The 26,499-nt window shown below is 71.2% G+C and carries 19 protein-coding genes, 2 tRNA genes and 4 pseudogenes; 14 read left to right on the top strand and 11 right to left on the bottom strand.

Going from position 1 to position 26,499, the window contains the following annotated elements; all coding sequences use genetic code 11:
- Positions 1-39: 39 nt before the first annotated feature.
- Positions 40-888: pseudogene (locus tag ACFVH0_RS09895) on the bottom strand (DMT family transporter); the annotation flags it as partial.
- Between the two features lie 47 nt (positions 889-935).
- On the opposite strand from ACFVH0_RS09895, the gene ACFVH0_RS09890 reads away from it, so the two are divergent.
- From ACFVH0_RS09890 to ACFVH0_RS09870, 5 genes are all read left to right on the top strand, one after another.
- Entirely contained in the window at positions 936-2,423 is a 1,488-nt protein-coding gene (locus ACFVH0_RS09890; RefSeq protein WP_385819079.1) for a PLP-dependent aminotransferase family protein, read from the top strand.
- 92 nt (positions 2,424-2,515) lie between these two features.
- A complete protein-coding gene (locus ACFVH0_RS09885; RefSeq protein ID WP_385819078.1) occupies positions 2,516-4,096 on the top strand; it encodes an alkaline phosphatase D family protein in 1,581 nt (526 codons plus the stop codon).
- Positions 4,097-4,169: 73 nt separating this feature from the next.
- Positions 4,170-5,543: an SWIM zinc finger family protein gene (locus ACFVH0_RS09880; RefSeq protein ID WP_385819077.1), complete on the top strand. Its 1,374-nt coding sequence runs from the start codon at positions 4,170-4,172 to the stop codon at positions 5,541-5,543.
- Positions 5,540-8,194, top strand: a complete 2,655-nt coding sequence (locus tag ACFVH0_RS09875) for a DUF6493 family protein (protein WP_385819076.1) — start codon at positions 5,540-5,542, stop codon at positions 8,192-8,194. The genes ACFVH0_RS09880 and ACFVH0_RS09875 overlap by 4 nt, the downstream gene beginning before the upstream one ends.
- A gap of 213 nt (positions 8,195-8,407) precedes the next feature.
- Positions 8,408-9,814 carry a GNAT family N-acetyltransferase gene (locus tag ACFVH0_RS09870; protein WP_385819075.1) on the top strand — a complete coding sequence of 469 codons (1,407 nt, stop codon included), beginning with the start codon at positions 8,408-8,410 and terminating at the stop codon, positions 9,812-9,814.
- Here ACFVH0_RS09870 and ACFVH0_RS09865 read toward each other — a convergent pair.
- Positions 9,782-11,095, bottom strand: coding sequence for a trans-sulfuration enzyme family protein (locus ACFVH0_RS09865; RefSeq protein ID WP_385819074.1), 1,314 nt, complete (start codon positions 11,093-11,095; stop codon positions 9,782-9,784). The genes ACFVH0_RS09870 and ACFVH0_RS09865 overlap by 33 nt on opposite strands.
- Positions 11,096-11,154: 59 nt before the next feature.
- Here ACFVH0_RS09865 and ACFVH0_RS09860 point away from each other — a divergent pair, with 59 nt between their 5' ends.
- Complete coding sequence (locus tag ACFVH0_RS09860) at positions 11,155-11,652, top strand: Lrp/AsnC family transcriptional regulator (protein ID WP_385819073.1); 498 nt, start codon at positions 11,155-11,157, stop codon at positions 11,650-11,652.
- 47 nt (positions 11,653-11,699) lie between these two features.
- Positions 11,700-13,385, top strand: a complete 1,686-nt coding sequence (locus tag ACFVH0_RS09855) for a DUF885 domain-containing protein (RefSeq protein ID WP_385819072.1) — start codon at positions 11,700-11,702, stop codon at positions 13,383-13,385.
- A 99-nt stretch (positions 13,386-13,484) separates the two neighbouring features.
- Here the strand turns inward: ACFVH0_RS09855 and ACFVH0_RS09850 are convergent, their stop codons facing one another.
- Positions 13,485-13,973, bottom strand: coding sequence for a rhodanese-like domain-containing protein (locus ACFVH0_RS09850; RefSeq protein WP_385819071.1), 489 nt, complete (start codon positions 13,971-13,973; stop codon positions 13,485-13,487).
- Positions 13,974-14,067: 94 nt separating this feature from the next.
- Here ACFVH0_RS09850 and ACFVH0_RS09845 point away from each other — a divergent pair, with 94 nt between their 5' ends.
- Positions 14,068-14,514, top strand: a complete 447-nt coding sequence (locus tag ACFVH0_RS09845; protein WP_385819070.1) for an Lrp/AsnC family transcriptional regulator — start codon at positions 14,068-14,070, stop codon at positions 14,512-14,514.
- Here the strand turns inward: ACFVH0_RS09845 and ACFVH0_RS09840 are convergent.
- From ACFVH0_RS09840 to ACFVH0_RS09830, 3 genes are all read right to left on the bottom strand, one after another.
- Positions 14,504-17,668 carry an AAA family ATPase gene (locus ACFVH0_RS09840; protein WP_385819069.1) on the bottom strand — a complete coding sequence of 1,055 codons (3,165 nt, stop codon included), beginning with the start codon at positions 17,666-17,668 and terminating at the stop codon, positions 14,504-14,506. The genes ACFVH0_RS09845 and ACFVH0_RS09840 overlap by 11 nt on opposite strands.
- Complete coding sequence (locus tag ACFVH0_RS09835; protein WP_385819068.1) at positions 17,665-18,831, bottom strand: exonuclease SbcCD subunit D; 1,167 nt, start codon at positions 18,829-18,831, stop codon at positions 17,665-17,667. The genes ACFVH0_RS09840 and ACFVH0_RS09835 overlap by 4 nt, the downstream gene beginning before the upstream one ends.
- A gap of 162 nt (positions 18,832-18,993) precedes the next feature.
- Complete coding sequence (locus ACFVH0_RS09830; protein WP_385819067.1) at positions 18,994-19,620, bottom strand: YigZ family protein; 627 nt, start codon at positions 19,618-19,620, stop codon at positions 18,994-18,996.
- A 58-nt stretch (positions 19,621-19,678) separates the two neighbouring features.
- On the opposite strand from ACFVH0_RS09830, the gene ACFVH0_RS09825 reads away from it, so the two are divergent.
- Positions 19,679-20,086 carry a CoA-binding protein gene (locus tag ACFVH0_RS09825; RefSeq protein WP_385819066.1) on the top strand — a complete coding sequence of 136 codons (408 nt, stop codon included), beginning with the start codon at positions 19,679-19,681 and terminating at the stop codon, positions 20,084-20,086.
- A gap of 224 nt (positions 20,087-20,310) precedes the next feature.
- Here the strand turns inward: ACFVH0_RS09825 and ACFVH0_RS09820 are convergent, their stop codons facing one another.
- The 3 genes from ACFVH0_RS09820 to ACFVH0_RS09810 all read right to left on the bottom strand — a co-directional run bounded on the left by ACFVH0_RS09820 (position 20,311) and on the right by ACFVH0_RS09810 (position 21,927).
- Complete coding sequence (locus ACFVH0_RS09820; protein WP_385819065.1) at positions 20,311-20,448, bottom strand: hypothetical protein; 138 nt, start codon at positions 20,446-20,448, stop codon at positions 20,311-20,313.
- Between the two features lies 1 nt (position 20,449).
- A complete protein-coding gene (locus ACFVH0_RS09815; RefSeq protein WP_385819064.1) occupies positions 20,450-20,620 on the bottom strand; it encodes a hypothetical protein in 171 nt (56 codons plus the stop codon).
- Between the two features lie 530 nt (positions 20,621-21,150).
- Entirely contained in the window at positions 21,151-21,927 is a 777-nt protein-coding gene (locus tag ACFVH0_RS09810) for a DUF5753 domain-containing protein (protein ID WP_385819199.1), read from the bottom strand.
- Between the two features lie 192 nt (positions 21,928-22,119).
- Between ACFVH0_RS09810 and ACFVH0_RS09805 the strand changes: the two genes are divergently transcribed.
- Together ACFVH0_RS09805 and ACFVH0_RS09800 are read left to right on the top strand one after the other, a co-directional pair.
- Entirely contained in the window at positions 22,120-22,665 is a 546-nt protein-coding gene (locus tag ACFVH0_RS09805; protein ID WP_385819063.1) for a hypothetical protein, read from the top strand.
- 1,664 nt (positions 22,666-24,329) lie between these two features.
- Entirely contained in the window at positions 24,330-24,623 is a 294-nt protein-coding gene (locus ACFVH0_RS09800) for a hypothetical protein (protein ID WP_385819062.1), read from the top strand.
- Between the two features lie 194 nt (positions 24,624-24,817).
- Here the strand turns inward: ACFVH0_RS09800 and ACFVH0_RS09795 are convergent.
- Together ACFVH0_RS09795 and ACFVH0_RS09790 are read right to left on the bottom strand one after the other, a co-directional pair.
- Positions 24,818-24,888: transfer RNA gene (locus ACFVH0_RS09795), tRNA-Arg, on the bottom strand.
- A gap of 47 nt (positions 24,889-24,935) precedes the next feature.
- A tRNA-Asp gene (locus tag ACFVH0_RS09790) sits at positions 24,936-25,008 on the bottom strand.
- A 144-nt stretch (positions 25,009-25,152) separates the two neighbouring features.
- Between ACFVH0_RS09790 and ACFVH0_RS09785 the strand changes: the two are divergent.
- From ACFVH0_RS09785 to ACFVH0_RS09775, 3 pseudogenes are all read left to right on the top strand, one after another.
- Positions 25,153-25,680 (top strand): annotated as a pseudogene (locus ACFVH0_RS09785) (winged helix-turn-helix domain-containing protein); the annotation flags it as partial.
- Positions 25,628-25,972 (top strand): annotated as a pseudogene (locus ACFVH0_RS09780) (transposase); the annotation flags it as partial. The pseudogenes ACFVH0_RS09785 and ACFVH0_RS09780, both read left to right, overlap by 53 nt.
- Positions 25,972-26,478: pseudogene (locus ACFVH0_RS09775) on the top strand (PP2C family protein-serine/threonine phosphatase); the annotation flags it as partial. The pseudogenes ACFVH0_RS09780 and ACFVH0_RS09775, both read left to right, overlap by 1 nt.
- Positions 26,479-26,499 lie beyond the last annotated feature (21 nt).

The following is a 26,499-nucleotide window of genomic DNA, read 5'->3' as shown; positions in this document are numbered from 1 at the left end:
TGCGCTCCGGGACAGCACACCCGATCCGATGGCAACCCCCAGCCCGACCAGAAGGCTGCCGCCGACCTGTGCGATGCCGTACGAACCGGCACCGACGAGCGGTGCGGTGAGCGCGGCCGAGACCGGGATCAGGCCGGAGAAGAGAGTGGCCCGCTCGGCGCCGATGCGCTGCATGCCCATGTACCAGCAGACGAAACCGATGACGGTGACCACGGCCGCCTGCCACAACAGCGCGATCGCCTCCGCCGCAGTGGGCGTTCTCAGGGCCTCGCCGCCGTCCAGGACCAGTCCGAGGCAGGCCGACTCGGCGGCGGCGAGGCCGCAGACCGTGGCGGACAGCAGCTTCGGCCCGAGCGGTCGCAGGACCGGTACGGCAAGGACGGCGAAACCGACCTCGCCCGCCAGCGCGCCGGCCGAGCAGAGGATGCCCTCCAGGTCCGTACGGCCCCAGCCCTGGACCACGAAGGCCCCGGCGGCGACGAGCGCAGCCGCGCACAGAACCGTACGCGTGGGCCGGCGGCGGTCCATGAGCGGTGCGAGTACCGCGACGAAGATCGGTGCGCAGCCCACGAACACCCCTGGCACAGCCGGTTCCGCGGAGCGTTCGGCGCCGAGCACTGCAAGGTTGAAGCCGACCATCCCGATGGCTGCCAGCAGTGCGAGGCGTCCCCACTGACGCCGGGTGAGGGTGCGCAGCACGGCGGTCGCCCGGGGCTGCTTGTCGCGGGCCAGGAGAAATACGAGCAGAAGTCCCGCGAGGCCGTAGCGCAGCGCCTGGCCGCCCGCGTACGGATACTCGCCCAGGACACTGTTGGCGGTGAAGGACGCACCCACGAGGATGCAGGCGAAGGCGGCCAGGAGCGCCCCGCGCAGAGAGCTGACGTTCATGGAATCGACGCTAGGCAGCCGGGCGGTCCGGTTTAAGGTCCACTTTCATGAAGTCTTCGGGGACCAATCCGCCGTCGGACCGCTCCCGGGGCGGGGAGTTCGGCACCGCCGCCTGGGAGTTGCTGCTTCCGGCCGCCGCGGCGCCGGCCCGTCGGCGTGGCCGAGCCCTGCAGTCGGCCCTGCGCGAAGCCGTGCGCTCCGGCCGGCTCGTTCCGGGTACCCGACTGCCGTCCAGCCGTGCGCTCGCCACCGATCTGCGGGTGTCGCGGGGGCTGGTCACCGAGGCGTACGAGCAGCTCACTGCCGAGGGCTATCTGCGCAGCGGACGTGGGTCGGGCACCTGGGTGAGCGAGGCGGTCCGTGCTCCATTGCCGGGGGCGCGTGATCTCGCTCCGCGTGCCGAGGACGTACGCGTGGACTTCCGGCCCGGCACGCCCGATCTGTCGATGTTTCCGCGCAGCGCCTGGGCCGCCGCCCATCGCTCGGTGCTCGGCCGGCTGCCGCACGGCACGCTCGGCTACCCCGATCCGCGCGGGCTGCCCGTCCTGCGGGAGGCCCTGGCCGCGCTGCTTTCCAGGCGCCGTGGCGTGGTCGCCGATCCGGAGCGCCTGGTGGTGTGCTCCGGCGTGGCGCAGGCGACGACTCTGCTGGGGTTCGTGCTGCACGGACGGGGAATGCGGACCGTCGGCGTCGAGGACCCGGGGAGCCCCGAACACTCCGCGCTCTTCGCCTCCGCGGGCATCACCACCGTCGGCCTGCCTCTCGACGACGAGGGGTTGGCGCCCGAGCCCCTCGTGCGCTCGGGCGTGCGCGCCGTCGTCACCACACCGGCGCACCAGTTTCCGACCGGGATCGCCTACTCGGCCGCCCGCCGGGGCCGGCTTCTGGAGTGGGCGCGCGCCATGGACGGACTGATCGTGGAGGACGACTACGACGGCGACTTCCGCTACGACCGCGCACCCGTCGGCGCACTTCAGGGGCTCGATCCGGAACACGTCGCGTACACCGGCTCGGTGAGCAAATCGCTGGCGCCCGGGCTCCGGCTGGGCTGGCTGCTCGCGCCGGCGGACATGACCGACGAGATCGTCGCCCGCAAACGCACCATGGATCTGGGCAATCCGGCCGTCGACCAGGCGGTCCTCGCCGACTTCATCACCCGCGGCGGCTACGACCGGCAGCTGCGCCGCTGTCAGCGCGCCTATCGCGAGCGCCGCGACACGCTCACATCGATGCTGGCGGAGCACTTCCCGGGAACCGAGGTGAGCGGGATCGCCGCGGGCCTGCACATCATCGCCGCGCTGCCCGAGCGGTACGGCCCGGAGGCGGTGTTCATGACGCGGGCGGCCGATGCCGGAGTCGCACTGCGGCCGCTCGGTGCCTGCGGCACCCTGCCCGGCGAGGACGGGACGGTGCGTCTGGTGCTCGGCTACGCACATCTGGCTCCGCCCGACATCGAGCGGGGCGTACGCCTGCTGGCGGCGGCGCTACGGGGCACGAACGGACGGGCCGCCGGCGGGGGCCGGGTGTTCATCTGACGTTGGTGTGCGCGCCGCCGACGGCAACAAGGGTGGGCTCGCCAGACCGGTCACCCGTTCGTCCCGCTGACCACCGCCCCGGAGGCGCCCCGATGTCGAACCGTCCGCGATTCCCGTCCCCCGCCCGCCGCAGTGTGCTGCGCGGTTCGCTCGCCGCGTCGGCCGCGCTGGCGCTCCCCGCGGTGGGCGCCGCGGCCCCCGCCTTCGCACTGTCCGGGCGGCCGCGCGCGGCATGGGGTGTGCAGGTGGGTGATGTCACATCGTCGTCCGCGCTGATCTGGGTCCGGTCCGACCGGCCGGCCCGGATGATCGTGGAGACCTCGGCGACGGAGTCGTTCCGGCGGGCCCGCACCTGGCACGGTCCGCTCGTCGGGTCCGGCACCGACTTCACCGGCACGACGCCGCTGTACGGGCTGCCGCCGGGCGAGCAGGTGCACTACCGCGTGACGCTCGCCGACCCCCACGACCCCCGCCGCACCGGCGAGCCGGTGCACGGAACCTTCCGGACGGCACCTGCCCGGCGCCGCGACGGGGTGCGCTTCCTGTGGTCGGGCGACATCGCGGGACAGGGCTGGGGCATCAATCCGGACATCGGTGGCTACATGGTGTACGACGAGATGCGCCGGCTCGATCCCGACTTCTTCCTGTGCAGCGGTGACAACATCTACGCGGACGGCGTGATCGAGCCCAGCGTGACGCTGCCCGACGGGCGGGTCTGGCGCAATGTCACCACCGAGGAGAAGGCGAAGGTCGCCGAGACCCTTGCCGAGTACCGCGGGAACTTCCGTTACAACCTGCTCGATCACAACCTCCGTGAGTTCAACGCGCAGGTCCCCTCGATCGTTCAGTGGGACGACCACGAGGTGCGCAACAACTGGTATCCCGGGCAGATCCTCGACGACGCCAGGTACACCGAGAAGAACGTGGATGTACTGGCGGCCCGTTCGATGCGGGCGTTCCGCGAGTACTTCCCGGTGTCCACGCTGCATGCCGCATCCGGGGAGGGCCGGATGCACCGCGTGGTGCGGCACGGTCCGCTGCTCGATGTGTTCGTCCTCGACATGCGGTCCTTCCGCAACGCCAACTCCCCCGGCCGGCAGCCCGACGACAGGACGGGCATCCTCGGTGCCGAGCAGCTGCGTTGGCTCAAGCACGAGCTGTCCCGGTCCCGCGCGGTGTGGAAGGTGATCGCCGCGGACATGCCGCTGGGTCTGGTGGTCACCGACGGTGCGACGGACTTCGAGGCGGTCGCGCAGGGCGATCCCGGTACCCCGCTCGGCCGTGAACTGCAGATCGCGGAACTGCTCCGGTACATCAAGCACCGCCGGATCACCGGCACGGTCTGGCTGACGGCGGACGTGCACTACACGTCGGCGCAGCACTACGAGCCGGAGCGTGCGGTGTTCAAGGACTTCGCTCCGTTCTGGGAGTTCGTGTCGGGACCGCTGGCCGCCGGTCAGTTCCAGGCGAACGAGCTCGACGCGACGTTCGGTCCCGACCGGGTCTTCGTGCGGGCGCCGGACCGGGCGAACGTGTCGCCGATGGAGTCCCCACAGCACTTCGGGGAAGTCGAAATCGACGGTGACAGCGGCGAGTTGACCGTACGTCTACGGGCGCAGGGCGGCTCCGTGCTGTTCAGCAAGGTTCTGCGGCCGGGGCGCGTCGGGCAGTGAACCGACGCCCGACGACCGGCCTCCCGGGTGCCGGCCGGGGCCGATTGTCAGTGGTGGGATCTACGGTTTTTCCATGACCCGATCCGTTCAGGCATTGGCCTACGCACGCCCGTCAGTTCTGGAGTCCTCGCAGACGGGGCAGCTCCTCGGGCTGGAGACCTCCGGTGGCCTCACACCGCGGGGCGCCGAGTCCCATCCCCGGTTCTTCTCCGGCTTCCTCACATCACCGGGGGTCGCCGCCCGGGGTCTGCTGGCCGTGGCGGACGTGGCGTCCACGCGCTACTACCAGCGCACCCTGCCGGCGTCACTCGACCCGGTGGTGACGGGCAACGGCGACCGGCTGCGCTTCGAGTCGTTCTCCGGCTGCTGCGGGGTGTACGCCCGCCTCGATGTGCTGCAGGACGGTCTGGACGGGGTGCGGACGGGTCATGGCACGACGAATGTGGATGTCAACAATCCGCTGCGGGAGGCGCTTTCGCGGATAGCGGGGGACGATCCGCTGCATCTGCGGGTGGGCCCGGACGAGATGGCCGTCACCACGTTGGACGGCCCGGTGGTGGAGAAGAAGGTGCCGCTGCCCGACCGGTGGCTGCGCGGCTTCGCCGAGGCCCAGGTGGTGTCGGTCGGTTTCGATCTGCGGGCCGAGCTGCCGGCCGCCGAGGCTGTCCGGTTCCTCCGTTCGCTGCCGCGTTCGTCCGGGAGCGCCTCGCGGGGTGCCCGGTGGGTGGTTCCCGCCGGGAAGACGCTTCGGCCGACGACCCGGCCGGTGGCCGGCGCGGTGTGTCTGCCGGGACCGGAGCGGCTGGTGGCGTTGCAGCGGGTGCTGCGTCATGCCACGTCGTTGCGGGTGTACGGGCCGGTCACCGACGGGGCGGCGACCGCGAGCGCCTGGGAGGTCGTGCTGCCGGGCATGCGTCTCACCCTGACGCTCTCGCCCGATGCCTCGCGAGGGTTCTCGGGCGAGGGCGGCGTGCTCGACGCGCTGGCCACCGATGACGCCGCGGCCGACGCCGAGCTGGTGTCCGTGCTGCTGGCCTGGGAGCCCCGGATCGACACCGCCGACCTGGCGGAGCAGTCGGGCCTCACGGTGGAGCGGGTACGGGCCGCGCTCACCCGGCTGGGGACGGCGGGCCGGGTCGGCTACGACCTCGCCGACGCGGCCTACTTCCACCGCGAGCTGCCGTACGACGCCGACCGGGTCGAGCGGCACAATCCGCGTCTGGTGGCGGCCCGGCAGCTGGCCGGCTCGGGGGCGGTCGTGCTCGACGGGGATGTGGCGAACGTGACCTCGGGAGAACGCCGCTATCAGGTGAGGGAGCAGGACGGCATGCTGAGATGTACCTGCCAGTGGTGGGCGGACTATCGCGGGCGGCGGGGCCCGTGCAAGCACGCTCTGGCGGCCCGTATGGTCCGTCGCGGTGCGCCGGTCGCCGGAGGTGTGCGATGAGGGAACTCCTCACCGCCGTGCGGGAATCGCGCGCGCACGACGTGCCGGACCTGCTGGCCCCGATGGACGCGGCGGAACGCAGAGCGGCGCTGGCCGAACTGAAGACGATCCGGAAGGAAGCGCGGAACTGGTCCTGGGACAAGCAGAACAAGGTCCGCAAAGCCCTGCTGGTGGCTGGTGCGGGCTGCCACACGGGCGCCGCGGCGTGCGCCGCCTGGATCGGCAGCCGGGATCTGGCCGGCTGGGGCCGCTCGCCCTTCCCACTGGTCCTCGCCGTCCTGTCGGACCGTGACCCGGAGTGGCTCGGTGATGTGGCGCACCGGCTGGCGGCCCGGCCCGCGACCGCGGAGACCGCGTACGAGCTGATCTCCGGGCTGGTGAAGAAGGCGCAGTGCCCCACCCCCACGACGGAGGGTTTCGTGCGGGGCTGGGTCGAGGCGATCTCGACCGCACAGTGGCATCGGCGCAAGACACGGCCCCTCATCGAGAGGCTCCGCACCGACCCGTTCGCGGCCACCCTGCTGCCGCGGATCTTCGAGGTGACGGAGCTGCCGTCACAGATGCTCTGGCCCGACGATGCGAACGATCCGTGCCGGTGGGCCGCCACGTTGGCCGCTCTCCCGGAGGAGGGCCTGCTGGACCGGCCGGCGCTCGTCGAGGCCTGTGTGACCCGGCTGTTGCGCGGTGGCAGGCTCAACGAGCTGCGCTTCTTCCTCAGTCTTCTGCGCAAGCTCGAACTGACCGAGCAGGAGGAGACCGAGCGGGTCGCGGACTGGACCGGGATGGCCGCGGACGGCATCTCCACCGTGGCCGGTCACGCCCAGGGGGTGCTCGCCCGGCTGGACGGGCGCGGTGAGCTTTCCGTGCGGGCCCTGGCGGACATCTCGGCATCGGTGCTGTTCCGCACCGAGAAGAAACTGGTCCGGTCCCAGCTCGTGCTGCTCGGCAAGGTGCTGCGCCGCGAACCTTCGGCGGTCGACGAACTGCTGCCCGTCGTCGCCGGTGCTTTCGAGCACGAGGACATCGACATCCAGGAGCGGGCGCTCAAGCTCGTGGCCCGGTACCTGCCCGCTGCCGCGGCGCCGGTACGGGAAGAAATCGCCCTGTCGGCCGCGCTGCTGGGTCCGGCACACCGCACGATGGTGGCCGAGGTCTTCGGCAGTCCGGCGGCCGGGCAGTCCGGGACGGAGGAGTACGAGGAGCTGCTGCCCCCGGCACCGGCCCCGCAGCCCCTCGATCCGGCGCCTGCGACGCTGCCCGAGCTGGTCGAGGAGGTGGTGACCCTGGTCAGATCGGCAACACCGGACGTCACCGCCTTCGAGCGGTCCCTGGACGGGCTGGTGCGCCATGCCCACACCGACCGGCCGGCGCTGACGGACGCGTTGCGTGACGCGCTGGCGGGTGAGTGGTGGGTCGAGGGCGAACCGCCGTCGCAGAGCGAGCGGTATCTCCGCTCGGAGACGGGCATCAAGGTCGTCGTGGCCACGCTGCTCGGACGGGTGTCGGCACGGGCGGTGAAGGAGGAACGTGAGTCCTGGACCGGCACCGGGACCTGCGTCCACGCCGCGCTGAACGGCATCCTGAAGGCCCGGGTGTGGGAGGCGGCCGACGCGGTACTGACCGGCGGTACCCCCTTCCTGCTGGCCGTCCCGACCTGGCACACCGGCTCGCTCGACCCGGCCGTGCTGGTCGAGCGGCTGCGCACCTGTCAGCAGCTGGGGGTCCGGCCGGGCGAGGCCGACTTCGCCCAGGCCCTGCTGCGGGTGCGGCGCGGAGATCAGCACGGTGCCGCCGAGGCGGCGCTGCTCGGCACCGCTGAAGGCGACCGGCTGGCGGCATGGCTGCGGGCCGACGAGCCCCTCGCGCGGGTGTACCGCTTCGATCTGGAGAACAGGGTCCGGCAGGGACAGACGGTCGTCCGGTCGTCCCGCCCGCTGATGGCCAGCAGGGAACGCCAGTTCATCGAAGAGGAGTTCCCTCGCTCCTTCCACTGGCTGGGCCGGCCGCAGATCCCGACGCACAGCCACTGTCACCACTGGGACGACCACCCGAACCAGTGGACCGCCACCCTGCCCGAGGACGCCGAGACACTGGCCGCCTGGCTGTTGCCGCACATCGCTACGGGCGTGATCGAGGAGATACGGGACACCCTCCGGCCGCTCCTGCTGCTCGCCGAACTCGACGCGCCCGCGGGCGAGGCCGTGCGTCTGATGGTGGCGTACGGGCTGGGGGCCCGGCATCCGGAGGACCGGCTGTTGGCGGTGGACGCCCTGCTGATGGTCGCCGCCCGGCAGCAGCTCGACGCGGAGTTGCTCGGCGAGCAGCTGGCGGCCCTCCTCGGAAGCGGTCTGATCAAGCCCAGCCGCCTCGCGGAATCCGCCCGTACCGCCGCCGCCACCGGCGCGTACCGGACGGTGCTGTCCGCGCTGACCGGCGCTCTGCCGGGGCTGCTGGCGCAGGAGAAGGCGCCTCGCGGTCTGAGCGACCTGCTCTCCGTGGCCGCCGAGTGCGTGGAGCACTGTGGCGCGGTGGGTGATGGGGAGCCGATACCAGGGCTCGCCGAAACGGCCGGGCGCGGCGGGTCGTCGCAGCTGGTGCGTCAGGCGGTACGTCTGAAAGCCGCCTGGGAGCAGGGCTCGGGACGGGCCTGACGGCCCGGGGCAGGGGCGGCCGCACCACAATCCATCAACGCGGCCGCACCACAGTTCATCGGTGCGGCCACACCGTCACTGACCAATATCGGTGTGGCCACACCATTACTGACCAATACGGCGAAAGTGGTCAATAAGGGACTAGATCCACACTTAACCCATCGGTCACAAAGTGTTCGTGGTCAAGCAACAACGCTCGGTCAGAGTGAAGCCATGACTGTTGTGACATCCCCGAAGACCGCCCGCCGCTCCCACCACTGGCGGCGGGACATGATCGAGCTGGCCGCGCTGTTCACCGCGGTCGCGGTGGCCGATGCCATCGCGAACCTGGTCGGGCACCAGCCGGACGGGCCGTACCTGCTGATCGCCTCGGCCGTGGCTCTGGCGGTCACGGCCGCGTTCCACACCTGGTGGGCCCGGCGGCACAGCCACGCCCCGCCGCCGACCGGCTCCGACCTCGTCGCCGTGGGGGACGGCGACGACGCGGCACGAGGCCACGGCACCGACTGCGACGGCGACGGCCCCGAGGACACGGCGCTGTGGCGGATGCGGACCACGGTGCGGGACACCCCCGGCAGCCTGGCGGCGCTGTGCGGTGCCCTCGCCCGGCACCGGGTCGACATCCTCACCCTGCAGACGCACCCGCTGGCCCGGGGCACGGTCGACGAGTTCCTGCTGCGCGCGCCCGCTCAGCTCCAGGCGCAGCAGCTGAGCCGGGCGATCTCCGCCGCCGGGGGAAGTTCGACCTGGATCGAGCGGGCCGACACTCATGATCTGGTCGACGCCCCGACCCGCGTCCTGGGCCTCGCCACCCGTACCGCACTGGACGCGGCCGAGCTGCCCCTCGCACTGCGGCAGCTGCTCGGCCGTTGCACCATCCATTCGCTGCCCGCCGTCTCGATCACGGGCCGGGCGACCGGTGCGAGCGCACCGGTCGAAGGAGTGCTGGAGGAGACGGTGATGCGGCTGCGCGACCCGTCCGGAGGTGCCATCACCATCGAACGGCCCTATCTTCCCTTCACCCCGACCGAGTTCGCCCGGGCCCGTGCCCTGGTCGAGCTCGATGCCCGGCTCGGCCCCCGCGTCCCGCGCAGCCGGCACGTGCTCACCCTGCCCGAGGGCAACGAGATCACCGTGCGCCGCGCGGACCGCGATGACCTCGAAGCAGCACGTGCGATGCACGACCGCTGCTCCGACCGGACGCTGCGACTGCGCTACCACGGGCCGGTCCACGACGCCGACCGCTACCTGGACCACCTGCTCAGCCCCCGCTTCGGCCGCACGCTCGCCGTGCGGACGGCCTCGGGCCGGCTGGTCGCGCTCGGGCACCTCCTCTGGGACGGCGACGAGACCGAAGTCGCCCTCCTCGTCGAGGACGACTGGCAGCGCCGCGGCATCGGCTCCGAGCTCCTGAGCCGCCTGGTGGCACTCGCCATCGAGGCGGGCTGCGAGAGCGTCTACGCCGTCACCCAGTCGTCCAACACCGGCATGGTCGCGGCGATGCGCGCCCTGTCCCTGCCGCTGGACTACCAGATCGAGGAGGGCACCCTGGTCATCACCGCCCGCCTGGACGCGACGCCGGTCCGGTCACTGCCCCCGTACGAGCAGGCCGGTCGCTGACCCCTCGGCCACGGCCGCCCTCCGGACAACGGACGCCTTCTCCGCCTCGAAGGGCTCCTCGGCCACGGCGGACCTCCCGGCCACGGCGGACCTCCCGGCCGGGGAGGACTTCCGTCCGGCCTCCTGGGAGCTCAGCGCCTGGCACAGATCGGCCCACAGGTCCTCGACGTCCTCCAGGCCGACCGACATCCGCAACAACCGGTCCCCGACGCCCGCGGCCTGCCGGTCCCCCTCATCCACGATGCGGTGGCTGATGGAGGCCGGATGCTGGATCAGGGTGTCCACACTGCCGAGACTCACCGCGGGCGTGATGAGCCGTACGGCCGAGATCACCCGGTGCGGATCCCCGTACACCTCGAACGAGACCATCGCGCCGCCCAGCTTCGGATAGTGGACCCTGGCGATACGCGGGTCGGCGGTCAGTCTGCGGGACAGTTCGGCGGCGCTCGCGGACGCCGCCCGTACCCGTACCGGAAGCGTGGCCAGGCCGCGCAGCAGCAGATAACCGGCCATCGGGTGCAACACCCCGCCGGTGGCGAAGCGCACCTGCCGCAGCCGGGCCGCGAACTCCTCGTCGCAGGCGACGACCCCGCCCATCACATCGCCGTGGCCGCCCAGGTACTTGGTGGCGCTGTGCAGCACGATCCGGGCACCGTGCTCGACGGGCCGTTGCAGTACCGGGGTGGCGAAGGTGCTGTCGACCAGCAGCGGCACCGAGCCGCAGGAGTGCGCGATCGCGCGGATATCGACCTCGGCGAGCGTCGGGTTGGCGGGGGTCTCCACCATCACCAGCCCGGTGTCCGGGCGGATCGCGTCGGCGATGCCCGCCGGATCGGTCCAGGTCACCTCCGTACCCAGCAGCCCGGCTCCGAGCAGATGGTCGCTGCAACCGTAGAGCGGCCGGACGGCGACGACATGGCGCAGTCCCATGCTCGCCCGGACCAGCAGCACGGCGGTGAGCGCCGCCATGCCGCTGGCGAACGCCACGGCGCTCTCGGTCCCTTCGAGCCGGGCGAGTGCGGTTTCGAAGCGGGCGGTCGTCGGGTTGTCCAGCCGGGCGTAGACCGGCGGCCCTTCGAGCCTCGCACCGGTCGCGGCGAAGGTGTCGATCCGCTCCGCCTCGCCCCGGGAGTCGTACGAGGGGTAGGTGGTGGACAGGTCGATCGGCGGGGCGTGCAGTCCGAGGGCCGCGAGGTCGTCGCGGCCGGCGTGCACGGCATCGGTGGCCAGCGCCCTGGACCGGGTTGTGGTCGGGGGCGCCATCGAGGATTCGGTGTCCATGCCACCACTCTGAACATCCACCGGAATTCGGTGACGATCCCCCGTGCTACGTTCGCCCAATGGCCGATTCTGTAGCTCTTGATCCGGTGGATCTGCACATTCTGCGACTTCTGCAGAACGATGCCCGGACCACTTACCGCGAGTTGGCCGCCGAGGTCGGCGTCGCACCGTCGACCTGCCTGGACCGGGTGACCAGGCTGCGCCGCTCCGGCGTGATTCTCGGCCACCAGCTGCGGCTGGACCCGGCAAGGCTCGGCCGGGGCCTGGAAGCGCTGCTCTCCGTGCAGGTCCGGCCGCACCGCAGGGAGCTCATCGGCCCGTTCGTGGAACGCATCAGGACATTGCCGGAGTCGCGTGCGCTCTTCCATCTCACCGGCCCGGACGACTATCTGGTCCATGTAGCGGTAACGGACACGGCCGATCTGCAACGCCTGGTGCTGGACGAATTCACCTCGCGCCGCGAAGTGGCCCGGGTCGAGACAAGGCTGATATTCCAGCAGTGGGAGTGCGGGCCGCTGTTGCCGCCCTCCGCAGAATCGACGGAGTCCGGCCCCTGAGACCGAATGATGATGACTCGGAGCCCCCGCCGTACGAGGATGTCCGCATGTCAGACACTTCCAGCAGCGCGCTCCCCCGTCAGGTCGCCGACGCCTACGTCGACGCTTTCATCGAACTCGACCCGATCTCCGGCACGTATCTCGGTGTCGCGGAGAGCTCGCGGCGCCTTCCCGACTTCTCCCCCGCAGGTCAGGAAGCGCTTGCCGAGCTGGCCCGCACCACTCTGGTGAAGCTCGACGCCGCCGAACGGCTGCCCGGCGCGGACAGCGACTCCGAGCGCCGCTGCGGCCGCCTGCTGCGCGAGCGCCTCATGGCGGAACTCGCCGTTCACGAGGCCGAAGAGGGATTGCGTACGGTCTCCAATCTCTCCTCCCCGGCGCACAGCGTCCGTGGGGTGTTCACCGTGACGCCGACCGAGACCGATGAGGACTGGGCGGCGGTCGTGGACCGGCTGCACGCGGTGCCCGCCGCGTTCGAGGGCTACCGCGAGTCACTGGCGCTCGGCCTGGAGCGCAAGCTCCACGGCGGTCCGCGCGCCACCGCCACCTTCATCGGCCAGCTCGACGAGTGGGCGGGGGAGGACGGTCCGGGCTTCTTCCAGGAGTTCGCGTCCGCCGGCCCCGCGTCGCTCCGTGCCGAGCTGGACGAAGGCGCCCGGGTGGCCACCGAGTCGGTCGTGGCGCTGCGCGACTGGATGCGCGATGTGTACGCCCCCGCGATCGAGGGCGCGCCGGACACTGTGGGCCGCGAGCGGTACGCGCGCTGGTCGCGCTACTTCAACGGCACCGATCTCGACCTGGACGAGGCGTACGCGTACGGCTGGTCCGAGTACCACCGGCTGATCGCCGAGATGCGGACCGAGGCGGACAAGGTGCTGCCCGGCGCCGGCCCGTGGGAGGCGCTGGCCCATCTCGATGTGCACGGCAAGCACATCGAGGGGGTCGACGAGGTCCAGGCCTGGCTGCAGAGTCTGATGGACGAGGCCATCGAGGCGCTCGACGGTACGCACTTCGAACTCGCCGAACGCGTACGGAAGGTGGAATCCTGCATCGCCCCGCCCGGCAGCGCCGCGGCCCCGTATTACACCGGCCCTTCCGAGGACTTCTCGCGCCCCGGCCGCACCTGGCTGCCCACGATGGGCGAGACCCGGTTCCCGGTGTACGACCTGGTGTCCACCTGGTACCACGAGGGTGTGCCGGGACACCACCTCCAGATCGCGCAGTGGACGCATGTCGCCGACAGCCTGTCCCGCTACCAGGCCTCGATCGGCGGGATCAGCGCCAACTGGGAGGGCTGGGCCCTGTACGCGGAACGCCTCATGGACGAGCTGGGCTTCCTGCCCGACGCCGAGCGCCGCCTCGGCTATCTGGACGCGCAGATGATGCGCGCCTGCCGGGTGATCGTGGACATCGGCATGCACGCGGAGATGGAGATCCCGGCGGACTCCCCGTTCCACCCGGGCGAGCGGTGGACCCCGGAGCTGGCTCAGGAGTTCTTCGGCAATCACAGCGGCCGTCCCGCGGACTTCGTGGAGAGCGAGCTGACCCGCTACCTCTCGATGCCGGGGCAGGCCATCGGGTACAAGCTGGGCGAGCGCGCCTGGCTGCTCGGCCGGGACAACGCCCGCAAGGCCCACGGCGACGCGTTCGACGCCAAGGCCTGGCACATGGCCGCCCTGTCGCAGGGGCCGCTCGGTCTCGACGATCTCGTCGACGAGCTGTCCAAGCTCTGACGCGACAGCCCGGCGGCCGGGCCCGGTGCGCCCTGTGGGCCCGGCCGCCGAGCACCCCCGCAGCCCGAGCACCCGGACCGTTCGGGACAGTCGGGCCGCTCAGCAGCCGCAGTCGTCGGAGCCGGCCGGTGCGGTGAGCGGGTCCGCGTCGCGCCGCTCCCGCCCCTGCCAGGTCTCGAACTCGAAGCCCTCGCGTACCCAGTACTCGAATCCGCCGAGCATTTCCTTGACCCGGTAGCCGAGTTCGGCGAGGGCGAGCGCGGCACGCGTGGCGCCGTTGCAGCCGGGGCCCCAGCAGTACGTGACCACGGGAACCGCCGGGTCCAGCAGTTGGTGGGCCTGCTCGGCGATGAGCGCGGTCGGCAGATGAACCGCGCCGGGAACGTGCCCCTGGTTCCAGGATTCGGTGGAGCGCGAGTCCAGGAGCACGAAGCCCGGATCGCCGTCGGCCGCGAGCGCGGCGGCGACATCGGAGACGTCCGCGTGGAAGGCGAGCGAGGCACCGAAGTAGGCGGCGGCCGTTGCCGGGGAGGCCGGTGGGACGCGCAGGACGGGATGGGCCGCGAGGGCGGTGAGCCGGGAGGTCATGCCCAGAAATCTACGGCCGGTGATCCGTCCCCGGAAGATGAGATCCCCGGCACAACGCTTGCTCTGCCGGGGATTTCCCTGTTGTCTCCGGTACATGACCGACTATTCCCCGGACGCCACCGACTGGCGCATCCTCGATGTCCTGCAGCGCGACGGGCGCGCGTCGTTCGCCGAGCTGGCGCGAGCGGTGGCGATGTCCCCGAGCGCCGTGACCGAGCGGGTGCGCAGGATGGAGGAGTCCGGGGTGATCAGCGGTTACGCCGCGGTGGTCGACCCGGAGCGGCTGGGGCTGCCGATTCTCGCCCTGGTGCGGCTGCGCTACCCGAACGGCCATTACAAGCCGTTCCACGAACTGCTCGACACCACTCCGGAGATCGTGGAGGCCCACCATGTCACCGGTGACGACTGTTTCGTACTGAAGGTCACCGCCCGCTCGATGAGTCATCTGGAGGAGGTCGCGGGCAGGATCGGCGCCCTCGGTTCGGTGACCACGAGCGTCGTCTACTCCTCGCCGCTCCCCCGCCGCGCCATCAGCCGCTGACCTCGCCGGTGGTGCGGTGCCGCACCTCCGAGCCGTGCCGTTCCTTCACCACTTCGAGCTGTGCGGGAATGCGGCGGCGCAGATCGGCGACATGGCTGACGATGCCCACGCTGCGGTCCCGCTCGCGCAGCGAGTCCAGCACGTCGAGCACTTCGTCGAGGGTCTGGTCGTCCAGGCTGCCGAAGCCCTCGTCGATGAAGAGGGTGTCCAGCCGTACCCCGCCCGCCTCGTCGGTGACGACATCGGCGAGGCCGAGCGCGAGGGCGAGCGAGGCGAAGAACGTCTCACCGCCCGAGAGTGTGGCCGTGTCGCGCTCGCGGCCGGTCCAGGCATCGACGACGTGCAGTCCGAGGCCCGATCTGCGGCCTCCGGTGCGGGCGTCGGAGTGGACGAGTGTGTAGCGGCCGGACGACATGCGCTGGAGCCGGGCGGTGGCCGCGGCGGCGACCTGTTCGAGCCGGGCGGCGAGCACGTAGGACTCCAGCCGCATCTTGCGCTCGTTGTCCGCGGAGGTGCCGGCGGTGAGTCCGGCGAGCCGCGCCACCCGGTCGTACTCCTCGCGCAGCGGGCCGAGTCCGCGCACCTCGTCCGCGGCGCGGCGGGAAAGCCTGCCGAGTTCGGCGCAGCGCTCGCGTGCGGCTGCCAGCGCGGCGGAGGCTTCGCGCAGGAGCCGTTCGGCCGTGTCGTACGCGGTCCGCGCGGCGTCCACCGCGGCCGGCGGGCGTTCGGCGGCGGCCCGGGTCTCCGTCTCGGCCAGGCGGTCGGCCACCGCCGCCGCCTCGGACTGCCAGGCGTCGACGAGCCGCTGGAGCTCGCGCTGCCCGGCATCGGGGAGCAGGTTCTCGGCCGCGGCCTGCGGGGTGTCGAACCCGGCCCGGAACGCGGCGTCCGCGAGCCGGTCGTCGGCCTCCTTGCGGCGCTGTGCGGCCGCCTCCTCCTCACGTACGGCCCCGGCTGCCGCGGCGAGCAGCCCGACCCGGCGCTCCAGCAGCGCGGCGTGCTCGGCCACACTGGCCAGCTCGCCGCGGGCGGTCGCCAACTCGGCCTCCAGCGCGGCCTGTTCGCGGTCCAGCCCTTCGCGCAGGGAGGTTCGGGCCGCGGCCCGGCGTTCGGCGAGCTGCCGGACTTCGAGGCGTTCGGCCTGTTCCCGCTCGGCGCGTGCGAGGGCCTCGCGTGCGGCGTGCATGCCCGTCGCGGTGCGGTACGCCTCGGCATGCATGCCGGTCAACCGGTCGACGAGCGCGCCGAGTTCGGCGACGGTGGGGTCGGCGTCGGGCCCGGTGCCGACCGGGCCCTCGGGGTTCGAACCGGTCCCGGACCGTGCCGCCGGTCGGGCCGAACCGGCGGCGGCGCTCCCGGTCACCCGTGCCGAGGCTGCCGGGTCGGTGGCATCGGCCCCGTCCCTCGGCTGCGGCACCGCCGACTGCGCGGCCGCGCGGGCGGCGGCGTGCTGTTCGCGTACGACGCCCAGCTCCCGGTCCGCGTGCGTACGTGCCTGATCGGCCCGGCGGTGGGCGTCGAGCGCCCGCTCCTCGGTGGCCCGGTCGACGTGCCCGTCGGCCGCGCGGGCGGGGTTGGGGTGGTCGGCCGAACCGCACACCTTGCACTCCTCGCCGTCCACCAGCCCGGCCGCCAGCTCCGCCGCGATGTCGCGCAGTCGCCGTTCGCGGAGCTCCAGCCACGACTCGTGGGCCGCGGCGGCGTGCTCGCGGGCGGCGGCCAGCCGCTCGGCCGCGGCCGTCACCCGTTCGGCCAGCGTGTCGCGGCGGCGGGCCGCGTCCAGCCGGGCACGGGCGGGCTCCAGCCGGCCGGCCAGCTGTTCTGCGTGGGTGGCGGCCTCCTGGGCCGCCTCGGTACGGGCCCGCAGTCCGTCGCGGGTGGCCTCCCAGCCGGCCAGCCAGACTTCCGCGTCCCGGATCAGCTCGTCGTCGGCCCTGGCCTGGCGTTCCAGTCCGGCCCGCTCGGTGTCGATCGCCGCGCTGCGCAGCTCGGCCCGCTTCGCCGCTTCGAGCCCGCCGAGCTCCTGCCGGAGCCGTCGTTCCAGCTCCGCGAGCTGTTCCGCGCCGGCGTCGGCGAGAGAGCCTGGCAGCACCGCGCGGGCCCGGTCCCGGGCCTGACAGGACACGCGGTAGGCGCGCTCGGCCTCGTCCCGCAGGTCCAGAGCGGGTGCGACGAGGTCCGCCTTGCGGGCCCGTGCGAGTCGTTCGTGGTGGCGGTCGTGGTCGGGGCGGCGTTCTTCGAGCACGGCGGCACGGCGGCGCGTCTCCTCGTAGCGCTGCTGAAGTGCGGCCAGTTCGCGTTCGCTGTCGAGGGCCCGGCGGGCGGCCGACTGCCGGCCTTCGGCCATCGCGAGGACGCAGGCGGCGATGTCGAGCCGTTCGCGGGCGCCGCTGCGGGCCGTGGCGGCCCACTCCAGCACGCCCTCGGCGAGGCCCGGTTCGCCGGGCTGGACGTCGGGGAGCGGCGCCTCGCGGCCTGCGGGGCCGGCGGCCTGGGCGATCCGCTGGGCGACCGCGAGGACCCGTTCGTCCCCGGCCCTGACCCTGGTCTCGGCGTTGCGGCGCAGTTCGCCCAGGCGCTCCTCGACGGCGGCGAAACGGCGGGTGTCGAAGAGCCTGCCGAGGAGTTTGCCGCGTGCCTCGGCGTCGGCGCGCAGGAAGCGCGCGAAGTCGCCCTGCGGCAGTAGCACGACCTGGCAGAACTGTTCCCGGCTCATCCCGATGAGCTGGGTGATCTCCTCACCGATCTCCTGGTGCGAGCGGCTGAGCGGCCGCCAGCCGTCGTCGGGGTCGTACTCCCGCAGCCGGCTCTGCGCCTTCTCGGTGGTGAAGCCGCTGCCCTTCTTCTTGGGACGGGGCTGTGCGGGGCTCCGGGTGATTTCGAGGCGGCGGCCGCCCACGGTCAGTTCCAGTTCGACCTCGGTGGCGAGTTCCGCCGGGGCGTGGTCGCTGCGCAGGGAGGTGCCGGGGCTCTGGCGGGCGCCGGGCACCGCGCCGTAGAGGGCGTAGCAGACCGCGTCGAGGACGGAGGTCTTCCCGGCGCCGGTCGGCCCGTGCAGCAGGAAGAGACCGGCCGACGAGAGCGCGTCGAAGTCGACGGTCTGGGTGGTGCCGAACGGCCCGAAGGCGGTGATGGTGAGCCGGTGGAGTCTCAACGGTTCACCTCGCGCACACCGTCGTCCACCCGGACGTGGTCGAAGGCGCCGCGCAGCACCGTTCGCTCCTGTTCGTCGGCCGCGAAGCCGCCCCGCACATGTGCCACGAAGTCCTCGGCGATCTGCTGGTCGTCGCGCCCCTTGAGGCGCCGGGCGTACGAGGCGTGCGGGTCGTCGGGGGCCCGGTCGGGTTCGAAGACCAGGCTGAGGGTGTGCGGGAACCGCTCGACGAGCCGGGCCATCGGCTCGGCCGGGCGCACGGGGTCGGTGAGGGTGGCCTCTGCCCAGGACTCCCGGTGCTGCTCCAGCGCGGGGTCGTCGATGAGGTCGTCGAGGCGGCCGCGGAGTCTGGCGAGGGGGCGGGGCACCGGGCAGTCGAGGCGCTCGGCGGTGATGGTGCCGGAGCCGCCGAGGTCGATCAGCCACATGGTCTTGCGGTGGTCGGCCTCGGAGAAGGAGTACGCGAGCGGCGAGCCCGAGTAGCGGACGCGTTCGGTGACGGTCTGGCAGCCGTGCAGATGGCCGAGCGCCACGTAGTCGACGCCGTCGAACACTCCCGCGGGCACGGCGGCCACCCCGCCGACGGTGATGTCACGCTCGCTGTCGCTGGGCTCTCCGCCCGCGACGAAGGCGTGGGCGAGCACGACGGAGCGGGTGCCGTCGGGGCGTTCCGCCAGATCCGTACGTACCCGTTCCATGGCCGCGGTCAGCACCGCTTCGTGCCCGGCGCGCTCCGCCTTGAGGACGTCCTTCACCAGCGCCGGTTCCAGGTAGGGCAGCCCGTAGAACGCCACGTCGCCGTGCGCGTCCGGCAGGACGACGGGGGTGGCGCAGCCCGCGGGGTCGGTCCGCAGGTGGATGCCGGCCCGCCCGATCAGTCCGGCGCCGACGCCGAGCCTGCGTGCCGAGTCGTGGTTGCCGGAGATCATCACGGTGGGCACTCCGGCGGCGGCGAGCCGGTGCAGCGCGTCGTCGAAGAGCTCGACGGCGGCCAGTGGCGGTACGGCCCTGTCGTACACATCACCCGCGACGAGGACCACGTCCACCTCGTGCTCGCGCACGGTGGCCACCAGGTGGTCCAGGTAGGCGGCCTGGGCTTCGAGCAGGGAGACCCGGTGGAACGAGCGCCCCAGGTGCCAGTCCGACGTGTGCAGAATTCTCAAGAGCCGGCTCCGACCTGCATCGTTCTCTTCCTCCGCCCCCGGGGCCGCTGAGTCCCTCTCGTCCCGCCCACCACAGTCTCGCATCACCGTCGGCCCCGTCCCGGCCATCGCCCCGGAGTGCCGGCCGGTGCGGGGAGGGTGCGGCGCGGACGCCGGTTCGGGTCAGGCGTCCCCGTACGCCTCGCCGCCGAGTTCCAGCCCGGCCTCGCCCGCGGTCGCGTCGGCCAGCCAGCCGCGGAAGGCCTCGACGTCGGCGTCCGGCAGCCCGATCTCGATGATGACGGCCTCCGCGTAGCGCACCTCGCGCACGGTGCGGCCGGTGGCGCGCAGGTCGTTCTCCAGCTTGCCCGCGCGCTGGTGGCCGACGGTGATCGTGGCGAGGCGGTACCGCCGGCGGGTGATGGTGCCCAGCTCGTCGAGGGCCTCGCCGACCACTCCCCCGTAGGCCCTGATCAGTCCGCCGGCGCCGAGCTTGACCCCGCCGTAGTAGCGGGTGACGACGGCGACGACGTAGCGCATCTCACGGCGCGTCAGCATCTGGAGCATGGGTACGCCGGCGGTGCCGCCGGGTTCCCCGTCGTCGCTCGCCTTCTGTACGGAGGCGTCGGCGCCGATCACATAGGCGAAGCAGTTGTGGCTGGCGGTCGGGTGTTCTCTGCGGATGCGTGCGACGAAGTCCTGTGCCTCCTGCTCGGTGGCGGCGGGGGCGAGCGCGCAGATGAAGCGCGACCGGTTGATCTCGGTCTCGTGCACGCCCGCTCGGGCGACTGTCCGGTACTGCTCCTGCATCCGGCCACCCTATGTCCCGTACGGGAATGGTCCGGGGCCCCGGCCCGTTGTGCGGATCATGTACGCAGACGAAGAGACGATCCGCAGGATTCTCCTGGACAGCGGCGACACCTGGGCCGTGGTGGGCCTGTCGAACAACCGGTCGCGCGCGGCCTACGGCGTCGCCGAGGTGCTCCAGCGCTTCGGCAAGCGGGTGGTCCCGGTGCATCCGAAGGCGGAGCGGGTGCACGGCGAGGACGGCTACGCCTCGCTGGCCGACATCCCGTTCCCGGTCGATGTGGTGGACGTCTTCGTCAACAGCGAGCAGGCGGGTGCGGTGGCCGACCAGGCGGTCGCGGCGGGCGCGGGGGCCGTCTGGTTCCAGCTCGGAGTGGTCGACCCGGAGGCGTACGCCCGCACGCGTGAGGCCGGGCTCGACATGGTCATGGACCGGTGCCCCGCGATAGAGCTTGACTCCCTGGGCTAGCGCACGGACGGAGCCAAGACGAAACCCCGCCTCTCACCTGGAGAGACGGGGCTCATGGACGAGCGGGAGCCGGCTGTCGACCTCACGAGGAGGACCGGCCCCCGCCGCCCACCGCACGTCAGGGGTGACGCCCCGCGTGCGGGTCTATGTGGATCCGCCCGACCGACTCCGACGGACCTTGACAGGGGCGAGTGTCCTCCCGAGCCTCGCCGGTCATGAGCCGGTCATGAGCCGGTCATGAGCCGGTCAAGAAGAGCCTGGTGCCGCTCCTCCGCTACGGCCGAGACGAAGTCGGCGGCCTTCTGATTCAGGAGCGCTTGCGCCTCGGCGAGCACGGGCGGCAGAGGTTCGGAAGCTGACACGTCAGCCCTCTTCCTGCTTGTGCTCGCCGCTCAGTCGCGCTTGGATCACCTCGGGTGTGTGCGCAGCCATGTCCCGCACGAACTGGGGTAAACCCTCGTTCTGCGAGGCTGCTTCCAATTTCCCCACGTTGGCAGCGTCGGTGAAAACCTCGCCGTCGTCGGACCGTGACATGGAACTCTCTTCCTCTGTAATCGAATTGCAGTTGCCCCACCGGTTCCCGGACCGTCGACGGCCACAGGACCGGACGGGGCACCACGGCCCGCGCACGGCTGGCCGGCGCGATCACAACTGTCCGGGGACGGCGGGGCGGTCCAGCTGCACGCCATGCACGCGGCCTTGAACGTCATCCCCAAGTCGGTGTGGTGGACGATGCGATGCATAACGCCGCGGATCACGGCGCGGGGGCTCACCGGGTCGCCTTCTTCGGGTGCGGGTGGCGGCTGATCTCAACGGCGATATCCGTTGCCCGGGACCGGCTGAACTCCGCCCGTCGCCGGTCAGTGGCGTCTACGTACTGCTGCCATAAGGCACGGCATACCGCACAGCCATTCGCGGGTTTGGGGGTCGTCGGCACGCTGGTTGCCAGGAACACGGGGCCGGACATCCCGGTGCGTTGCATCTCACGCCTCCGCCTTGTCGTCTGGGGGTGAGACGAAGGCATGTAGCGGAGGCTGGTCGGTTCCACGGAGGTCTACAGATTTCTACGCGGACTCGCCCAATGCGTCGATGGCCGACGTAACGAGCGCCCGCGCCTGCGCCCCGTGGACGGCCAGAGCTGCGTACTCACGGAAGGCGCTCAGGTACTGCGCCACTTCTCGCGGCTCCGTGACGCTCACTGCGGCCGTCAGCAGCTCCACATAGGCCCGGTCCTCGTCGAAGACGCTGAAGGTCTCGACCGTCCACATCTGACGCGGTGTACCTGCCGGCACGACGCCGATTGACACCGCGGGGTAGGCCATGGCGGCAAGGATGTGCCCCAGCTGGCCCGCCATCGTTGCAGCGTCACCGACAACGTGGCGGAGTACCGACTCCTCAATTACGAGAGCGAAGGTGCGCCCCGCTTCATGGAGGATCTGAGACCGGGCCGGCCGCGCCTTCACAGCCGCGTCAACATCGTTCGGCGTGCCGTGAAACTGCGTGATGGACGTCAGCAGCGCCGTAGCGTACTCCGCGGCCTGAAGAAGTCCGGGAACCACTGACGACGAGTACACACGCTGCGTCGTGGTCTGCCGGTGAACGGCCGTGCGGGACTCTTGAAGCTGCCGCAGCCCGGTCTCCTGGACGCGTCGCCATTGGACATTCATCTGTTCTGCGATCCGGGACGCTGCGATGAGATCCGGCGCTTGCTCCGGCGCCTGGCACGCGGCGCACCAGGCTTTGACGTCGTCATCGGACGGCGGAGTCTTGGCGTTCTCCAGCCGGCTGACCTTCGACGGTTGCCGGCCCGTCCGCGCGGCTACGTTCGTGTTGACGCCGATTGACGCCGAGCACGCCCTCCGGCAGCTCAGGGCCGCGGAGTTCGTCGTCAGGGACGATCACGGTCTCCGGCTCGGAGGCGTTGCGCCGACGGCGCTTGGATGGGTCTCTGGGGGCTGGACCTCGTCCGGCCATGCCGCCTCCCTTCGGGGTGATTGGGCCGGTTGCCTCAGATGTGCGCCACAATCTCCGCTATGGATGCAGGGTTGGCGGCAGTCGTAGCCGGTGGCGTTGGAGCAGCTGGGGCCACTGCGGCAGCGTGGGCAGGTGGTTGGTGGACTTCCAGGAGCGCTTCCCAGCAGCTGCAATCTCAAGAACGGCAGGCGCTGCGCCAGCAGAGCTTTGAGCACGCAAGGGAGCGTCGCGCCACCAGACAGGCCGCGTACACAGCATTGATCACGGCGTCGCAAACGCTTGTGGAGCAGATCAGGGCGCGAGACGAGGACGTACAGTCCTCATGCAACGAGATCGACAGCCTCGCGACTCGCGTCAGCCTGGAAGGTCCCGCCGGGTTGCTTGGCCCGCTTGAAGAGCTGCGCCGCAACATGCGCCTATACGAATTGGGAGGCGTCTCACGTGCTGCGCGGCGGTACCTGGAGACCGAAGACGCGGCTCAGGCCATAGAACAGCGCTCACAGGCCGCCCGGTCCTTCGAGAAAGCGCTGAAGGCCTTCACCGAGGCCGCACGCCAGGCGCTCGACGATTCAGGGGCTGAGGTACCCACAGAAGACGAGCAATGAGCCGCGTCAAGTCTGTGAGCACTGCTGGGGTGTCGCCATGTCGGCGCCCCGTCATCGCGGATGTGCCGGCCGGTCCCGTAGATCTCTACGGCCGTACCGTCGGGACGTCGGATGCGGCGTCCGTGTCGGACGTCAGCGCGGCCCCAGATGTGCAGTCCATCGCCGGACGGGGACACCTCTACGCAGGTGGCGCCCGCGTCGCGGAGAATGGCTGCGGCCCACGGGGCGAGTCGCCCGGTGAGCGGGTTCAAGCAGTGGTCCAGGTCGAGACAGACGATGTCGTCGACGTCCGAGAGGACGAAGCCCAGACCGGCGCCGACCGTCGAAGCGGCGGCGTCCTTGTAGCTGCTCCACGTCCGCGGGTCCGTCGATGAGGCCGCCATGCCGGCGACCGTGAGCGGGACCTTCGTCGCGGACCGTCGGACCCACCTGTCGCGGGTCGTCAGCTCCGTGGGGAGCGCGTTCTTCTTCGCTGCGCGATGGAGCGCCACACGGCAGCGAGTGGAGCACGTCCGTGCGTGCGACCTGGCAGCAAGAGGCATGCCGCCTCCACACCAGTCGCACACTCGGTTGGCTCTCATCATGACTCCAGTGCAGCAGCGACATGTAACACTTTCAGATGTTTGACCTGCGGGAATCGTCGGACTAACAGGAATCGGCGCGTAACGCTTTCCGCCTCCTGCGCCTCTCAGATGCCCCTAGGAAGCCCTGTACGGGCGCCTGACGGCCTCCCGGGACGGGTCGGCTCCCGCAAGTCCGATTTCCAAAGCCCCAGACCCGTACAGGGCGCGAGACCCAGCACTCCTACGGTCTCCAAGGTGGCCGGCAGGGGATCCCCCCGGGGTCAGGGCTAGTCGATCTTCGCCGTGAAGCCGGCGCGAGGCGCTCGACGCTCGCCGTCGGCCAGCTCCCCGCGTACCTCCGAGCGAGCCGGCACAAGCGTCAGGGTGATCGTGGTCAGCGTTCGTCCCGACGCTGATCTTCGGAGCCTTCGCAAGTCGTCCAACATCGACACCGTTGACGCTCACGCGAGTCACCATGAGTCCATCCTCGCCCGTGCCGTCGGCCTCCTCCAGCACCACATGGGCACCGCTCATGGGTCAGTCCTCCAGTGCCGGATGGATGCGAGGCGGACGATGCACACTCACGCGCGTCTGCGCGGCTGCCGTCCCACCTTCCGTGGATGACTTGCGCTGATGATGCCACGTGCACAGCAGTTGCAAGTTCTCGCCCCTGTGGTCGTCACCGGGCCGTACGTGGTCAACGTCGGTACCAGGCAGCTCACACCGTCGCCCAGTGCTGTACCGAGCCGTGCAGACACCTCCGTCACGCCGGATGATGCGGCGCCTGATAGCGGGCCAGTTGCGCGGTAGGCGGCTCCTGCGGGTACTTCCGTCCCACGCCCTTCCGGACCGTGAGGCCCGGGTGTCGCCGTGGCGTCCCCGCCAACCCACGGTCAGCCAGGGCACCATTCACGGCCCTGGCGAATCCCGACGCCGCGCCACGGTGAAAGCACCGAGGCCACGCCGCCTCTGTCCGTCAAGCAGACACGCAGGCCCACACGTCAGGGTGACCTTCCTGACACTCGCTGCCACCCGTGGCGATCATGGGTGGCGAGGGGTCACAGATGGTGACCCCGTACGCACAGGAAGGCACCCCCCCACATGCGCCGTACCCTGATCACCGTCGGCAGTCTTGCCGCCGCCGGGATGCTCGCCCTTGGCCTTTCTCAGTCGGCATACGCAGCAGAAGGCGTGCTGATCGTCAACGGACAGGCATTCGAAAACCCCGCTGCTGGCTGCTACGCCACAGACGAAGCGGACGCCCAGGTCGACAACCAGACCAACACGGATCTGGAGGTCTACGCGGATTCGGAATGCAGCGCAGGTCCTGTGGGAGACATCCCCGCAGGCAGCTCCGGAGAAGTAGCCCCTGGCGGAAGTGTCAGGATCCGCTAGCTCCTCGTTCAGCGGGTCAGCTTGTTCGGCACCACATAGGTGACGACGTGGCTCGTGGAGAGTGAGCGGTCTGCTGTTGCGACTGCCAGGGTTCCGGCAGTCGCAACAGCGTCGGGGAGTCTTGATGTCCTCACGCCCGGTCAGATCTGCTCTAAGGCCACGCGCCAGCTGGTCCAGCGCGGGGCGGCCCTCTGCACAGGTGGAGGGAATCGAACCCCCGTAGGCGGCCTCGGAGACCGCTGCTCTACCTCTGAGCTACACCCGTTCGACGCCGTCCCGACGCAAACGGGGACTCACACAGGACAACGCCAGCGCTCCCGACCGGACTCGAACCGGCGCCCCTCCGCTCGACAGGCGGACGCTCTAACCACTGAGCTACGGAAGCAGCGCGGTTCACCTGAGCACCGCAAGGTTCCTCCGGATGTCTCTACTGACTTCGGCACGTCAGGGTGAACTTTGCTGGTCTGCCTGATGGGCTTGCCGTGATGGTTGTATCCGGTGGTGTGTGAGGTACCCAGATGGGGGCGGGCTGACCGAAGCCGGACGGCTGCGCCGGGAGGCGGTACGGATGCAAGTGGCCGGTCTGTTCGAGCAGGGGGTGAGACCGTCGGAGGTGGCTCGGCGTCTGCGGGTGAGCCCCAAGTCGTCTTACTTGTGGCACCGGTTCTGGCGCGAGGGGGGATCCGAGGCCTTGGTCTCACGGGGTCCGGGTGGTTCGCGGTGCCGTCTGTCGCCGTGGTGCCTGGAGAAGCTCGCCGCGTTCCTGGAGCAGGGCCCGGCCGCGCACGGGTGGGTGGAGGACCAGGTGTGGACCGCGGCGAGGGTGGCCATGCTGATCGGGCGGAAGTTTCACGTCCCGTACAGCGTCTCGGGTGCCACGAGGCTGATGCACTGGCTCGGCTTCAGCCCGCAGGTCCCCGCGCGGCGTGTGGCCGAGCGCGACGAGCAGGCCGTGACCGCGTGGTAGGAGGCGACCTGGGCGGAGGTAAAAGAGCGCGGGCGGCCTGCGGGGGCTACATCTGCTTCGAGGACGAGGCAGGCTTCACCCGCCGACCGCACATGGCATCGCACTGATCGACGGCGTCCACCAGCTCGTCAAGGCACCGATCGTGCTGGTCTGGGACCGTCTCATCACCCACGTCTCCCACGCCATGCGCGAGTTGATCGCCGAGCGGGCCTGGCTGACGGTGTTCTCGCTCCCCGCCTACTCGCCCGACCTCAACCCCGTGGAATGGGTCTGGGCACACGTCAGGCGCAGTCTCGCCAACCTCGCCGTGGTCGCCCTCGACCGCCTGGAGACCCTGGTCCGCAACCGGCTCAAACGCCTGCAGTACCGGCCCGACACCCTCTCATGGGGCAGCTGCGCAGCGCGCTCAGTGCCGCCTCCCGCTCCTGCGGCGGCGGCCCGGCCCGCGCTCTGGAGATCCTGGAGCTGTACGCCGACTCCGTCGTGGGGGCCGAGAACACGACGGTGGCCAGCGCGGTCGTCGACTGGGACGCTCACCACATCACGTACAGCGTCGCCGGTCACCTGCCGCCGGCCCTGCTGCGGGGCGACGGCACCGTGGAGTTCCTGGACCGGGCCACCGATCCGCCGCTCGGCGCCCGCTGCGACCCGGGGCCCTGGCCGCAGGCGGCGGTGCCCTTCACCGAGGGCGCGTTCCTCGTGCTGTACACCGACGGCCTGATCGATCGCCGGAACGAGGACATCGACACCGGGCTCGACCGGCTCGCCGCCGCCCTCACCCGCCACCACGGGGCCGGGGCCGAAGTGCTCGCCGACGCGCTGCTGGCGGATCTGCTGCCGCCGACGGGCGCCGACGACGACACGGCCCTCGTCATCGTCCCGCTGTAGGCACCCGGCCGTGCGCGCCCC

Source organism: Streptomyces sp. NPDC127117 (assembly GCF_042677325.1).
Classification (GTDB): domain Bacteria; phylum Actinomycetota; class Actinomycetes; order Streptomycetales; family Streptomycetaceae; genus Streptomyces.
Note: the sequence above shows the minus strand (reverse complement) of the source record. Positions and strands in the feature narration are given on the sequence as shown.

Coding starts and splice junctions, on each gene's coding strand:
- ACFVH0_RS09890 (WP_385819079.1), top strand. CDS start 936: ATGAAGTCTTCGGGGACCAATCCGCCGTCGGACCGCTCCCGGGGCGGG.
- ACFVH0_RS09885 (WP_385819078.1), top strand. CDS start 2,516: ATGTCGAACCGTCCGCGATTCCCGTCCCCCGCCCGCCGCAGTGTGCTG.
- ACFVH0_RS09880 (WP_385819077.1), top strand. CDS start 4,170: ATGACCCGATCCGTTCAGGCATTGGCCTACGCACGCCCGTCAGTTCTG.
- ACFVH0_RS09875 (WP_385819076.1), top strand. CDS start 5,540: ATGAGGGAACTCCTCACCGCCGTGCGGGAATCGCGCGCGCACGACGTG.
- ACFVH0_RS09870 (WP_385819075.1), top strand. CDS start 8,408: ATGACTGTTGTGACATCCCCGAAGACCGCCCGCCGCTCCCACCACTGG.
- ACFVH0_RS09865 (WP_385819074.1), bottom strand. CDS start 11,095: ATGGACACCGAATCCTCGATGGCGCCCCCGACCACAACCCGGTCCAGG.
- ACFVH0_RS09860 (WP_385819073.1), top strand. CDS start 11,155: ATGGCCGATTCTGTAGCTCTTGATCCGGTGGATCTGCACATTCTGCGA.
- ACFVH0_RS09855 (WP_385819072.1), top strand. CDS start 11,700: ATGTCAGACACTTCCAGCAGCGCGCTCCCCCGTCAGGTCGCCGACGCC.
- ACFVH0_RS09850 (WP_385819071.1), bottom strand. CDS start 13,973: ATGACCTCCCGGCTCACCGCCCTCGCGGCCCATCCCGTCCTGCGCGTC.
- ACFVH0_RS09845 (WP_385819070.1), top strand. CDS start 14,068: ATGACCGACTATTCCCCGGACGCCACCGACTGGCGCATCCTCGATGTC.
- ACFVH0_RS09830 (WP_385819067.1), bottom strand. CDS start 19,620: ATGCAGGAGCAGTACCGGACAGTCGCCCGAGCGGGCGTGCACGAGACC.
- ACFVH0_RS09825 (WP_385819066.1), top strand. CDS start 19,679: ATGTACGCAGACGAAGAGACGATCCGCAGGATTCTCCTGGACAGCGGC.
- ACFVH0_RS09815 (WP_385819064.1), bottom strand. CDS start 20,620: ATGTCACGGTCCGACGACGGCGAGGTTTTCACCGACGCTGCCAACGTG.
- ACFVH0_RS09805 (WP_385819063.1), top strand. CDS start 22,120: ATGGATGCAGGGTTGGCGGCAGTCGTAGCCGGTGGCGTTGGAGCAGCT.
- ACFVH0_RS09800 (WP_385819062.1), top strand. CDS start 24,330: ATGCGCCGTACCCTGATCACCGTCGGCAGTCTTGCCGCCGCCGGGATG.